Annotated in this window: 17 protein-coding genes; 13 read left to right on the top strand and 4 right to left on the bottom strand. The window is 51.9% G+C overall.

Annotation, left to right across the window (positions count from 1 at the left end; genetic code table 11):
• Positions 1-18: 18 nt before the first annotated feature.
• The 4 genes from AC0LWE_RS04810 to AC0LWE_RS04795 all read right to left on the bottom strand — a co-directional run bounded on the left by AC0LWE_RS04810 (position 19) and on the right by AC0LWE_RS04795 (position 4,682).
• On the bottom strand, positions 19-1,374 hold the full coding sequence (locus tag AC0LWE_RS04810; protein WP_474264935.1) for a KAP family P-loop NTPase fold protein: 1,356 nt from the start codon (positions 1,372-1,374) through the stop codon (positions 19-21).
• Between the two features lie 115 nt (positions 1,375-1,489).
• Entirely contained in the window at positions 1,490-1,765 is a 276-nt protein-coding gene (locus AC0LWE_RS04805; protein ID WP_474265174.1) for an Ogr/Delta-like zinc finger protein, read from the bottom strand.
• Between the two features lie 47 nt (positions 1,766-1,812).
• A complete protein-coding gene (locus tag AC0LWE_RS04800) occupies positions 1,813-2,874 on the bottom strand; it encodes a phage portal protein (protein ID WP_474264933.1) in 1,062 nt (353 codons plus the stop codon).
• The gene (locus tag AC0LWE_RS04795) at positions 2,871-4,682 is read right to left on the bottom strand and encodes a terminase large subunit domain-containing protein (RefSeq protein WP_474264931.1); all 1,812 of its coding nucleotides are present in this window, start codon (positions 4,680-4,682) and stop codon (positions 2,871-2,873) included. The genes AC0LWE_RS04800 and AC0LWE_RS04795 overlap by 4 nt, the downstream gene beginning before the upstream one ends.
• A gap of 177 nt (positions 4,683-4,859) precedes the next feature.
• Between AC0LWE_RS04795 and AC0LWE_RS04790 the strand changes: the two genes are divergently transcribed.
• From AC0LWE_RS04790 to AC0LWE_RS04730, 13 genes are all read left to right on the top strand, one after another.
• Positions 4,860-5,921, top strand: coding sequence for a GPO family capsid scaffolding protein (locus AC0LWE_RS04790; protein WP_474264929.1), 1,062 nt, complete (start codon positions 4,860-4,862; stop codon positions 5,919-5,921).
• 28 nt (positions 5,922-5,949) lie between these two features.
• A complete protein-coding gene (locus AC0LWE_RS04785; RefSeq protein WP_474264927.1) occupies positions 5,950-6,972 on the top strand; it encodes a phage major capsid protein, P2 family in 1,023 nt (340 codons plus the stop codon).
• A gap of 2 nt (positions 6,973-6,974) precedes the next feature.
• Positions 6,975-7,679: a phage terminase small subunit gene (gpM, locus tag AC0LWE_RS04780; protein ID WP_474264924.1), complete on the top strand. Its 705-nt coding sequence runs from the start codon at positions 6,975-6,977 to the stop codon at positions 7,677-7,679.
• A gap of 103 nt (positions 7,680-7,782) precedes the next feature.
• Positions 7,783-8,256: a head completion/stabilization protein gene (locus AC0LWE_RS04775; protein ID WP_474264922.1), complete on the top strand. Its 474-nt coding sequence runs from the start codon at positions 7,783-7,785 to the stop codon at positions 8,254-8,256.
• Positions 8,253-8,729 carry a phage tail protein gene (locus AC0LWE_RS04770; RefSeq protein ID WP_474264919.1) on the top strand — a complete coding sequence of 159 codons (477 nt, stop codon included), beginning with the start codon at positions 8,253-8,255 and terminating at the stop codon, positions 8,727-8,729. The genes AC0LWE_RS04775 and AC0LWE_RS04770 overlap by 4 nt, the downstream gene beginning before the upstream one ends.
• Complete coding sequence (locus AC0LWE_RS04765; RefSeq protein ID WP_474265172.1) at positions 8,723-9,421, top strand: hypothetical protein; 699 nt, start codon at positions 8,723-8,725, stop codon at positions 9,419-9,421. Before AC0LWE_RS04770 ends, AC0LWE_RS04765 begins: the two co-directional genes overlap by 7 nt.
• 2 nt (positions 9,422-9,423) lie before the next feature.
• Positions 9,424-10,572 (top strand): DUF2586 domain-containing protein, encoded by a 1,149-nt coding sequence (locus AC0LWE_RS04760; RefSeq protein WP_474264917.1) that lies wholly within the window; start codon positions 9,424-9,426, stop codon positions 10,570-10,572.
• Positions 10,569-11,027, top strand: a complete 459-nt coding sequence (locus tag AC0LWE_RS04755; protein ID WP_474264914.1) for a phage protein — start codon at positions 10,569-10,571, stop codon at positions 11,025-11,027. The genes AC0LWE_RS04760 and AC0LWE_RS04755 overlap by 4 nt, the downstream gene beginning before the upstream one ends.
• A gap of 4 nt (positions 11,028-11,031) precedes the next feature.
• Positions 11,032-11,343, top strand: a complete 312-nt coding sequence (locus tag AC0LWE_RS04750) for a phage holin family protein (RefSeq protein ID WP_474264911.1) — start codon at positions 11,032-11,034, stop codon at positions 11,341-11,343.
• Positions 11,330-11,671, top strand: coding sequence for a M15 family metallopeptidase (locus tag AC0LWE_RS04745; protein ID WP_474264909.1), 342 nt, complete (start codon positions 11,330-11,332; stop codon positions 11,669-11,671). Before AC0LWE_RS04750 ends, AC0LWE_RS04745 begins: the two co-directional genes overlap by 14 nt.
• Entirely contained in the window at positions 11,671-12,054 is a 384-nt protein-coding gene (locus AC0LWE_RS04740; protein WP_474264907.1) for a hypothetical protein, read from the top strand. The genes AC0LWE_RS04745 and AC0LWE_RS04740 overlap by 1 nt, the downstream gene beginning before the upstream one ends.
• A 102-nt stretch (positions 12,055-12,156) precedes the next feature.
• Entirely contained in the window at positions 12,157-12,426 is a 270-nt protein-coding gene (locus AC0LWE_RS04735; protein ID WP_474264905.1) for a putative phage tail assembly chaperone, read from the top strand.
• An 8-nt stretch (positions 12,427-12,434) separates the two neighbouring features.
• Positions 12,435-12,614 (top strand): DUF6890 family protein, encoded by a 180-nt coding sequence (locus tag AC0LWE_RS04730; protein WP_474264903.1) that lies wholly within the window; start codon positions 12,435-12,437, stop codon positions 12,612-12,614.
• The last annotated feature ends 1 nt before the right edge of the window (position 12,615 follow it).

Genomic DNA, 12,615 nt, shown 5'->3' with positions numbered 1-12,615 from the left:
TTAACGCAGCTCTAAATTTTAGTAGCCTACATCAAACCCTTCTACCATTTCAAAAGCGGGTTCAAAAATCATAGTTCGTCTTCCATAACCACCCTCAAATTCATTGAACTTACCTCGGGTTCTATATTCAATCAGTTGTTCTTCATTTGCAAAGTGATACTCAAGTATATTTTTCAAGATGTACATCTCTGCGAGAATATGAGGAGGTGATATGGAAAGTGATAAGTTCGTAAATAACTCTTCTATGGTGCATACTTTATATATTAATTTAGATAAAAGTTGTGAGTTATGAACTTTCAAAAAAGCTACGAATGCCAGTGCGACTTTGTCAAAGTCTGTGCTGTAGTCATGTATTTTATTCGGGCTATCTAAAACTGTAAACACAGAGTAACAACGTTCTGCTTCACGTAAGGAACAATCGTTAACATCTAAGAGATATGAAAGTAAGTTAATAAGTTTTCCGTTGCGTGTAAGCAGATTGTTTCCTCTATCTATGTTTAGAAGATACCTTTTAATAGTTGACTGATTTTGGTTTTTCATACAGTCAGGCGACAAGTGATTTATTTTTGGGAGTGAGAACCAGTAATGTACGAATTTATTGAGATATAGTCGGGAGTTAATATTGCCATATCGGCACTCTACACTTTTTTCAAACTGTTCTCGATTCATAACAAGCAAGAAAATGACACCTTCAACAGAAAATATATGCTTTATTTTTTCCAAAAGATCTAAAGAGAAATCAGGCCTTGCTCTGTCTAGTTCATCAATGATAAATATTATTTTTCGTTCACTTTCTTTGTGGATTTCTGTAAGGAGTTCGCCAAAACGTTCTATGGCAGCAAGTTCATTTTTACTGGTTTTGATTTTCTCCTCTATATACCCTTCAACAGAAGATGAAATGGAATCGGTAAGTGTATCGCTGGCTTTTTCAAAACTTGTACCAGATAGCAGTCCTCCCGACAGTGTGCTAATCGCGAATTTTGCTCCATTGATGGCAAAGGCAGCCCCAATTTTTTTACCAATCTCTAGCAACTCATTGCTCAGTAGTTTTAGTTTCCCTTCATCCTTATTGATTAGAGAGTAAATACTTGCGGTGAGCGCTACAAAGGGATCTGATTGGTAATCACTTTTAAAAGCATCAAAATAGATCACATCAAAATCATTTGAATGATTTTTTTCTATTTCTGATTTCATCATTTGAACAAACGAGGTTTTACCGTTCCCCCATTTATCATCAAGAGCCAAAACAAGACTTTTATCCGGCGCATTTTTGGCGACCCTCATTATAAACCTGTGAAGTTTGATACGTCCAAAAATATCGTCTTGTGTATTAAATCCATTAGAAAAAGAGTTGATTGGAGCCGTTATCTGCATGATTATTCCTTTGCAATCAGTATAAAATCGTCAAGTTTCATCAATATAACAAGATAACATGCGGTGTCACACGTATAGTCTTCACAAAAAATAAAAGCTCTAGACATGTAATCGTTTAAGCCGTCTGGCCATTCAACAGGTTCAGAGCAATCTGGCGTTCTTCCGGCTTGAGCTGGTCAATCAGGAATTTCACCAGCTTATTACCGGTCAGCCCGCTGGGGCTGAGTGTATGAGAGAATGACGCATTAAATACAAACGTATGGCCGCATTCCACTTCTGCACAGGCGCAGTATAAATCCGCCAGTTTCTTATCCTTCCAGTCAGATTTACGAATGATGGCCGGTGAGCCGCATTCTGGACATTTAATTTTAAAAACTCGCATGTTCACCATCCCGCACGCCATTGCTAACAATGGGGATGATTTTAACTTAACTGCGTTCATTTATCGCCCTTTACGGCTGTAATTGCCGGAATTTCCACGTCAAAATTCAGATGTAAATGCGCGGGGATCTCCGGGTCGTTGTTGACCCCATTCATCAATTTACGTTGCAGCGGGATCACCTCATCTTTGCGATAGGTGGTGCGGGCCGTTTCCGGGTTGCCCATTACGGCGCCGTTAGTCGGGATGATGCCTGCCAGCCCTGCGGGGAAGCGGTGCGCGGTAAAGATATCCTGGGCGGTGATCCCTTTGATGTTGGCAAACTCATCCTTTGCGCTGACTTCCCCCACGGGCAGGATTTTGACGCCGTCCGGGTCGCCCTTGGGGATATTGATAAACATATTGCGGAAGTTGCCGAGGCCTTTTGACTGCGCAATTTTATCTTTGATTTCATTTTCCATTTCCAGCGTAAGGTTTGGATCACTGGTGTAGAGAATAAAGCCCATATGCGCCCCGTTGTTGTAGTAGCGGCGGCGAAATATTGTGGCTTCGCTGTTAAGCAAAACTGAATGAATACCGCCGATATAATCCGGCAGGCCATAAACCTGCTGGCGCGGGTCGTACATTTTGAAAAAGACGATATCTTCCGGGTCATAGATAAGGGCTGGCCCTTCCTGTAGAACGGCGAAAGAGCCATCCTTCCGGCAGCGAAGATAAAGCGAGGGCAGGGGCAGCAGGTCGATCACCTCCCCAAACACATTGCGAATTTTCAGGATTGCGACGTCGCCAAACAGCAGATAATCAAAGACCGCTTGTTCGACCTGATCCGGCGATAGCCCGCCGTTGATATAGCCACCGGCTACCATGTTGCGCCGTGCGTACAGCACGCCACCATGCTGGCCGTTCAGGTTAGGCAACTGGGCCAGCGCCAGGCGGTCAATCGGTAGCCGCCAGTGACCGTATTCGTTGTCATACCAGATATTGTGATAATCGGTGCCGGTCGTGAGGATGGGTTCCGGTTCACCAAAGGTGATCACGCTGCCACGCCCTGGGGTAAACGTCTCAATATTTTTGCCCGTGGCGGCCCTGAATTTTTTTGCTCTGTGTCGTTTGCTTGTCATGCTGCTTTCCCAAAAGCCCAGGTCGATGGGCGGTCATATTCGTGATCGATAGGCTCGTTAATAACGGCGTGAGAGATAGCGAAGAAAACATCCGCGTGGCCGGTCGCATCTGAGCGTTCGGCAACAAATGTCAGCGCGTTTCCGCTGTTTGTGGTGGTGCGACGGATAGCCATAAATGATGCCGGTATTTCGACGCGTTCTTTGTTGGTTTCGTCTATGGCATCTTTCGCCCATTCAATGCGTTTACGTTCGACGACGTCGATCATCTTCATGACCAGACGGTTTTTGCTTTCGACGCTGTAAAGAATGGCCGTAGCCTCGCGTGGCGCAAACTTGCTGACCAGGTCATAAACTCCCTTCCCGATGCCGGTTGTATCGATCCCGATATAGGTAATATTGAAGCGGCGCATCAGCTGCTTAATCTGGTCAGCCTGCCAGCTAAAGTTAAAACCCTGCCATTGCCAGCAGGCCAGCACGCGGAAGCGTTCCCCGTCGTGGACAGGCGGCGCGATAATCACAAAGGTGGAGTTGTCGCCAGAGCGCGACGGGTCGAACCCTGCCCAGACTTCACGGTTTCCGAATGGCCGCGCAGCTGTTAAATCAAAGTCGCCCCATGTTGCGCGGTCCACCTCGCAGCCAATGAGCGCGGAGAACTTGAACACCGCGTCTTTACTGTCAACGAACTGGCACATGTAAAGCATGGCGAACGCGGTCGGGTTGTACTTGTTGCGCAGCCGTTCAATATCGACGAGCGCACCCAGCCCGCCTTTGATGGCGTCTTCCATCGTAATGACATAACGCCAGATCCCATCCGGGCAGATAATCCCTTGGCGCATGGCGGCGTCTTTCGGAAACTCAATACCTTTGCGTTTCGCATCGTCGCCGCGCCACTCGTCACCGGTCCAGACCGGGTAAGCCTGATGCGTTTTCGCGCTGGGTGTTGAAAAGTAGGTTGTGCGGTACTTGTTGTGCGTCGCCATCGCGCTGGCAACTTCGTGCAGGCGCGTGAATTTCGGGATCCAGAAAACTTCATCGCCATACAGATGGCCGTTAAAGCCCTGCGCGGTGCTGGCGTTCGTGGAGAGAAAGCGCAGGATTGCGCCATTGCTGAGGCGGATATTTTTGCCGGTTAGTGTGACGCCGAAATGGTTCTGCGCAATCTGGACGATGTATTCGCGGAATATTTCCGACTGGGCGCGGGAGGCGGAGAAGAAAACCTGATTGTCACCACTGACGACGGCGTCTTCGAATGCTTCCCATGCAAAATAGTAGGTCATGCCGACTTGTCGGCTTTTCAGGATAAAGCGCCAGTCTTCATCTTTGTGATCGCGGCAATGCAGCTGGTAATCGAAAAGATGTTCCCGCGCCCAGGTGTCGAGCATTTCAGGCGTGATGCCGGACACGTCGTTTTTCTTATAACGGCGTTTTCCTTCACCTGGTTCGCCAGCTGCGCCACCGAAACTATAATTATCACCCTCACCGGCAATTTTTTTAGCCTGAATTTCTGCCAGTTTTTCGGCGTGCTTGTTGCGTTGGCCCATCAATTTGACGTGGTGCGCAACGAGATCGCGCAGTTCTTCCAGTTCCAGCGCGGTTTTTTTATCGCGATTGGTCAGTCGATCAATGCGACGGGCGATGACATTTTCCACTGATTCAGCAGGCAGCAGAGATCCCCACTCCCCGACATCCGCCCAGTGGTAAATAGTACGCGGGGGAATATTCAATTCCTGCGCAATGTCTTTCGGCGACCAGCTTTTAATATAAAGCGTGCGGGCCGCTTCTTTTAATTCATCGGAATATTTAGCCATGCGGCTATTATGACGGGAATATCCGCCAGATTTTATAATTAAATTTCGGCAATAGGTGGCTAACCACTTATAGCCGAATACATCAGAAATAAAGCGGTCGCGTCGTTTAATTTAATTGGCAATACTGACCACCACGAACGAATTATCGTTATTTATATTCATCAACGAAGGTCAGTTATGCCGCAACCTCATTACCGCACTGATTGGTTATGCGTTGCCACGTCTGGACAGGCTGTGGATGGCCGCATTATTGAGCCGCAATGGTTGATTGATGCGGCGGATACCTACACCCATAAAACCTATACGGCAATGATTTGGCCGCACCATCCTCAAAACGGTATTGGTGAGCGTGAATTTACCTGCAATCTGGGAACCGTTGACGCCTTAAAAGTTGAGACGGGAGGTGATGTCACGAAATTGTATGCACAAATTATCCCGAATCAATTCCTGATTGATGCCAACCGAATGGAGCAAAAACTTTTTACGTCTGCTGAATTTCTTTCTGATTTTGGCGGGAGTGGTCGAGATTATCTTTTCGGGCTGGCAGTAACCGATATTCCGGCAAGTCTGGGAACTGAGCGAATCAAATTTGTATTAGCTGGCGAAGAAAAGGATGCGGAACGCGGAAACCTTGAAACGTTCAGTCTGGGGAAATTACAGACCAGTAAGCCGGATAAAAAAGATTCTTTATGGTCGCGCATGTTTTCGGCCAAAAAAGATTTTACGCCAACACCAGAACCTAACACCGATAAGCCCAACGAGGGCGAGGAAGAAAAAATGGAAGAGTTAAAAGCCCTCATCCAGCAACTGCTGGAGCTAGTCAAAAACGGTGGGGCCGCAGCTAGCGGTGACGCTGATACCGTCGATACGCCGGAGCAGGCTGCTGAAGAAGTAGCGGATATTGCAGACCAGATCGCCGAGGCTGCTGCCGAAGTGGCCGATCTCGCCGAAGAAGTGGCCGAGAACCCGGAAGACGAAGTCAAAGCGGCAGAGTTCAGCGTGGCAAAAGCCAATCTGGCTAAAGCCATGAAAGCGTTCAACGTGACCCCGTCAAAACGTCCGCGCCGCAGCCGTCGTCGTGAATTTTCCGCCCGTAGCCAGCCTGCTGGCAACCAGCTTGGCGATCTGAGCACGCAACTTTCCACTGTTTTGACCAAGTTGTCAGCGATGGAAAGCGACAGCACGCGCCGACCGAACAACGCGCCAAACGGCGGAAACAAACCGTTTGAATTTGTTTAACCGATCTTCTTTCCAGGGATAAACCGAAATGCAACTAACCCCAAAAGCAGAGCAGATGCTGCGAAAGTTTGCCGCAGGCCTAGCGAAAGCCAATGGCCAGGCAGACACGTCGCGCTATTTCTCGCTGACTAATCCGAAGGAAACCCAGCTGCGCAATGCGTTGCTGCAAGAATCCGAATTCCTGCGTCTGCTGCCGAACGTGCTGGATGTTGACCAGCTTACCGGCCAGGTGGTCAGCACCGGTAAGCCAGGTATCTATACCGGTCGTAAAAAAGAGGGGCGCTTCTCTCGCGCCCTGGGCGTCACGGGTAATGAATACAAACTCGTAGAGACGGATTCCGGTTCGTATCTGCCTTACTCGCTTCTGACTGTCTGGGCAAACGCGGGCAGTGAAGAAGAGTTCTTCCAGCGTATTCAGGCTTTCAGTAATGAGTCTTTTGCGCTCGATATGCTGCGCGTGGCATTCAATGGCACAAGCGTTGCGGATGATACTGACCCGGACGCCAACCCGAACGGCGAAGACGTCAACATCGGCTGGCACAAAATTGTTCAGGACCGTTCAGCCGCGCAGATCATTACTGGCGAAGTCACCATTGGCGGTGCTAAGGCTGACTTTATGGGGCTGGATGCTGCTGTCACCGATCTGGTACACACCTGCATTTATGAGCCGTTCCGCAATGACCCGCGCCTCGTTGTGCTGGCCTCCGCTGACCTTATCGGCAACGACGCCACCACCATGATGAATAAGATTGATCGCCCGACTGAGAAGGTTGCTGCGCAGCTTATTGGTCGTCAGATCGCGGGCCGCACCGTGTATACCCCGCCGTTTATGCCTGAAGGTCGTCTGATCGTCACCACGCTGGACAACCTGCATATCTACACCCAGCAGGGCACGCGCAAGCGTAAGGCCGAATGGAACGACGATCGTAAGCGTTTTGAAAATAACTACCTGCGCATGGAAGGTTACGGTGTCGAGCATGACGAGTTGTATGCGGCATTCGACAAAATTACCCTGGCAACCGACGAAGCGGCACCGGCAGGGGGCGAGTAAAAATGGCTATGTCCCCGTGTCAGCGCCACCGCGCACGCGTAAAAACCGCTAAGGCGCTGGATAACAAAGAAGCCCTGACCGCGTCGCCGGTCAGCTTCCACCTGCTAAAGCTGGAGCTGGAAAGCGATGTCGCACGACTTCGCAGCCTGCCGCGCACTGAAGACCGCATCGAATTCAAACGCGATGTCCTTTTGCCGCGCTGGATGCCGACCGTTGAGTCATATCTCGCCGGTGATGCCCGTTTCGCAAATCCGGTCCTGGTTTACTGCGTGATCTGGTTGTTTGACACGGGGGAAATGAGCAAGGCGCTGGACTGGGCCGACGTGGCGATCAGCGAAAGCCAGGCCACGCCGGAGAACTTCAAAAGCACGATCCCCGCATTCGTGGCAGACACGGTGCTGGAATGGGCGACGAATGAAGCGGCAGCCGGTCACAGCATTGAACCTTATTTCAGCCGCACATTTGAAAACATCCGCGAAAAGTGGCGCTTGCACGAAGAGATTAATGCGAAGTGGTTCAAGTTCGCCGGTCTTTACCTGCTGCGCGATGAATCCGGCAAACCCCGTGCCACTGCCGTGGATGATGTGGACACGCTGGAGCAGGCTGATGCCCTGCTAGTCCAGGCGGAGGCGTACAACAAAAACGCCGGAGTTAAGACCGTGCGCGAAAAGGTTCGCGCCCGGATTAACAGCCTGACCCAGCAATAACGACTCCCGCAAGCCGGGACGGGCGCGGGGGAGGCATCAACCCTTTGGGTTGTTGGCTATGGATCCCGTTAGCCCGTTTCTATTGCACAACGAGGTGTAACCGATGAGTGGGCCAAGTTTCAGCATCAGCGGCAAGCCGGTGAAGGTCACACCGACAGCAATCACCAACGGCGTGGCGTTCTGGCCGGATTTGGATCTGGCTGAGTTTCAGGCGGCACGCAACCTGCCTGCCGATCTGCCATCCGATACCGCAGGCATGGCCCTGCTTGCGGCCATTGCAGAAGTGAATACGACACTGGCCGACGTGGTCACGCACTGGAATGGCAAGGGCTGCGAACGTGCCGCAGATGTACCCGGCGCAAAAATGGGCGACGAAAACCAGTTAACCGCCCAGTACAAAAAAGCGGTATACGCCCGCGCAAAAGCCGATCTGCTGGGTGAGTTTGCCACCATCGGGCGGCGTGAGTCGCACCCAGGACAGGAAAGCCTGGACACCCGCGCCAATCTGCTGGCCGAAGCGGCCAATGTGATGCGCAACATGCTGCAAATGCCACGCGTGGGGGTGCATTTGATATGAGCCAGCTGGAAAGCCTGACGGCCTTTATCACGGAAAACCTGCCAGCAGACGCCATGCAGATGTTTTCCAGTTCGATGGACGATTGCGAGCTGATGCGCAGCGCAAAGGCGCTGGGAAATGACCAGCGGCGGATCGGCGTGCTGACCTACAGCGCCCGGTTGTCGTGGGATAACTTCCCGTTTCGTAAATATTCGCCAGGTCTGGTTTATGCCCTGGTGCTGGTCTGGGTAGATGAACATGCCAACGAGCTGCGCGACGAACTGAAATTACCCGATCCGACTGTGGACCCGGAGTTCGACGACGAAGGAACCTGCATTCTTGACGTGGTTGTCGCCCTGGCTGACCCGCTCATCATCCGGGAGCAGGAAAGCGGCCCGATCCCATTCAGGGATAAAGCCTGGGATCTGGTTAACCCAGAAATCTGGGTGGCAGAGGAAGCCGACGTCATTGTCCAGCGTGGTGAGGCATCGTGATCCGGGGTGAATTAAATCAGCAACAGCTAAAGCAAATGCGCGAAACGCTGGCAAAAGCTGACCTGCCGCCCCGTAAGCGCCAGCGCCTGTTATGGCGCATCGCAAAGCTGGGGATCGTTGTGGCGGCAAAACGTCACCAGCGCCAGCAGACTGCCCCGGATGGCACACCGTGGGCACCGCGTAAACGTGGCAAAGGCAAGATGTTGAAGGGATTGCCCAAACTGCTGGCCGTGCGGGAAATGCCGGAAATTCAGGGGGTCCGTATTTACCTGAAAGGCGGCAACTACCGCAACGGACCTAAGCCCATCGCGGCGGGTCTGGTCGGCGCAGTCCAGCAGGATGGCGCACGGATCCAGATGAAAGCGAGTACCGCCCCACGCAAACCGCAGGCTAACCAGCCTGCGCTACCCCGACAGGCTAAACGGCTGCGGGCGCTGGGGTACAAAACCCGCAAGGGCAAGCGCTGGGTGAAGCCATCCAGTAAGCAGATCATGGAAACCATGAGCATGGCCCAAGCGGGGTTAGTGATTCGAAAACTGAAAGGCACACCCTCAAAACGCACATGGACCATTGATATTCCAGGTCGCGTTTTTCTGGGTGTGAACAACGACGAATTTAATCAAATTATTGCGCGACAAATGCAGGCTATCGGCTTCGGCTGGGGTGTCGATGCGCAAAATATCAGGGGGTAAACATGACCTGGCCTACAGTCACAGTCAGTCAGAAAAACCGCTACAACGGCACAACGAATGACATCGAACGGGTTGTCCTTTTTGTGGGTTATGGCGATACCAACACCGGCAAAACCCAGGCGATTAATACCGGCACCGATCTGGATAAAGCACTGGGTGAGGGCGATAGCCTGTTACGGAACATTGTGGCCGCAGCGGCGAATAATGCCGGTCAGAACTGGTTTGCATACGTTCACGTTATGCCTGAGCCAGACAAGCAAGACCCGGAATACAAAGCGGATACCGACTGGATGAAAGCCGTCACGGCGGCCCAGTCTGTGGCTTCCGTTGAAGGGGTAGTCCTGGCGTTCGACGTTAAAGAAAAAGCGACTATCAGCCGCGCTACCGAAATGCGAGCCACGTTACAGGCTAATTTTGGGCGCTTTGTCTGGTTTGCGATTGCCGTAGGCGGTCCAGAGGACGCCGAAAGCTGGGCCGACTATCAACTGCGTATGGCTGAGCTGGAAAGCGGCATCGCGTCGCCAGGCGTGCAGCTGGTCCCGCGTTTGTGGGGCAATGAACCCGGCGTCCTGGCGGGGCGACTGTGTAACCGTTCCGTGACCGTGGCCGACAGCCCGGCACGCGTTGCAACGGGTGCGGTCACCGCACTGGGCAGTGACAACCTGCCAAAAGATGGTATCGGCGAAGAAATTGATCTTGCTGTGTTGCAGGGGTTGCAGGCCAACCGCTACAGCGTGCCGATGTGGTACCACGATTACGACGGCATTTACTGGTCAGACGGGCGCACGCTGGATGTTGAGGGCGGTGATTATCAGGTTATTGAAAACGTTCGCGTCGTCGATAAAGCCTCGCGCCGCGTTCGTTTGCGAGCCATTCCAAAGATTGCGGATCGTTCGCTGAACAGCACACCGGGCAGTATTGCCGCGCATGAAACCTATTTTGGCAAGCCGCTGCGTGAAATGGCAATTTCCAGCCAGATCAATGGGGTGGAATTCCCCGGTGAAGTGAAACCGCCGAAAGACGGCGATATCACCATCACCTGGACCAGTAGCGTTGCGGTGCAAATTTACCTTGTGGTTCGACCGTATGAGAGCGCGAAAGAAATCGGCGTCAGCATCGAACTGGATACTTCACTGGAGAGCCAGCAATGAGTGGAGAACGCATTAGCGGCGGATCGTTTGATGTGAACTATGACGGCGTCATGATTCATGTTGAAAACGCTACCGTCACCATTACGGATAACAGCGCCGTAGCGCAGACGCGCGGCGTTCCAAACGGGCACACCAAAGGGTCAGTTACGGCGGATGTGGAAATCGAAGTCGATTCACAGAACTTTAAAAAGTTTACCGCCGTGGCCCGTGCTGCCGGTTCGTGGCGCGGCATTCCTGCAAAGGACTTTTTGTTCTACGCGAACGCCGGTGACGACGAAGAAAAAATCGAGGTGTTTGGCTGCGTTCCGGCGCTGTCTGACATCGTCAATATCAACCCTAACGAGGCCAGTAAAACCACGAAGAAAATTAAATTCATGGTGACCAGCCCCGATTTTGTAGCGATTGACGGCGTTCCGTACCTGTCAGCCCGCGACACGCGCGATCTGAAAGGTTAAGAACATGCCAAATGGAGAAACATCACTGCTGGCAAAGCTGCTGCTTATTGGGGCGGTGATCGGCCTGGGGCAACTGATGGTCAGCAACGAGCAAATCACCACCCGCCTGCTGGTCGGGCGGATGATTCTGGGATCGGCGGTTGCGCCACTGGCCGCGATCCCGCTGCTGAAATTCCCCAATATGCCCGAACTGGTTGTCATTGGTCTGGCCTGCGCGTTGGGCATTCTGGGCAGCGCCTTTATTGAGGCAGGTTTAAAGCGGGGCGTGGAATTTTATATTAAACGATGGGGAAGTAAGCGCCATGAAACTGAGTGAGAAACAGCAGTTATTTGCTGTGAATGTTGCCCAGCTAATCCTTTGGGCAAATGACCACGGCTTGCGTCTGACCTTTGGAGAGGCGCAGCGCACGCCAGAGTGTGCGGCCCTGAATGCCAGAAAAGGCACTGGCATTGCAAACAGCCTGCATACCCAGCGCCTGGCCGTGGATTTGAATTTGTTTGTTAACGGTGAATATAAAACCCGTACCGAAGATTATTTACCACTGGGTGAATACTGGGAAAGTTTGGGTGGGTCATGGGGTGGGCGATTTAAGTCTAATCCTGACGGCAATCACTTCAGTCTTGAGCATAACGGGGTTCGCTGATGCGCAACTTGCTGGGTCATTTGCTCATCCTGATCGCTGCCATGTCCGTGGGGTGGCAGGGGCATGACTGGTACGACGCAAAATTAACCCTTGCCGCCAGTAAGACGGCAGAAGAAACCCGCCAGATTGTCGTTGAAGCGACACGGCAATCTGGCGAAGCGCTGGAAGTCAAATTAGCGGAACTAAAAGCCAATGAGATCCACACGGAACGGGTTATCCATACCGAAACCATTAAGCCGGTTTTTAGCAACGTTTGCGCTTCTGATGATTACGTCCGGTTGTTCAACGAAAGTGCAGATCAAGCCGAACGAATCCTTTCAGGAAAACCAGCTGACGCTTTGCCCGGTAAATCTGCCACGACTGGCGGGGCCAGCCGGAACTGACTTTGACGCGGCATTAACAGCCTATCGGCAGATGTACACCGATTGCGCCGCACGACATAACGCCCTGGTGGGCATCATTCGACATCGTAAGGATTTAACAAAATGAGCAAGTCCAAAAAAATCACCATGACTGTAGCGGGCGTCAGCCTGAGTTTTGAGCCGAACAAGACCGCCTACAACAACCTGATCAACGAAATGACCATGACCAACAAGGTTGCGCCAATGGCAACCTATCTGGGGCGCATTGTTGATGCCGAATCAAAGGCGGCATTAAACCAGCTGATGGAAGATTACCCAGGCTGCGAAATGCAGATTGTCGAGAAGGTTAATGAAATTTACTCGCCGAAGCTTGAGATCGAAGTAAAAAACTAGCGGCGCGGGTGGCGGCTATTCGCACGAACGGGCTTGAGCAATATCTTGCCCTGCGCCGCTACTACCTCCCGCACGAACCTGACGACGAAGAAAGCATCGCCCGCGCCCTATGGCTGGATGAATATTTCGCCCAGACCAGAGCCAATAAAACGGCAGAAGGGATAGCTAAAGCATTTAACGGAAACTGAT

Source organism: Lelliottia sp. RD5, from assembly GCF_056032945.1.
The sequence above is the reverse complement of the archived record's forward strand: the minus strand, read 5'-3'. Positions and strand labels throughout refer to the sequence as shown.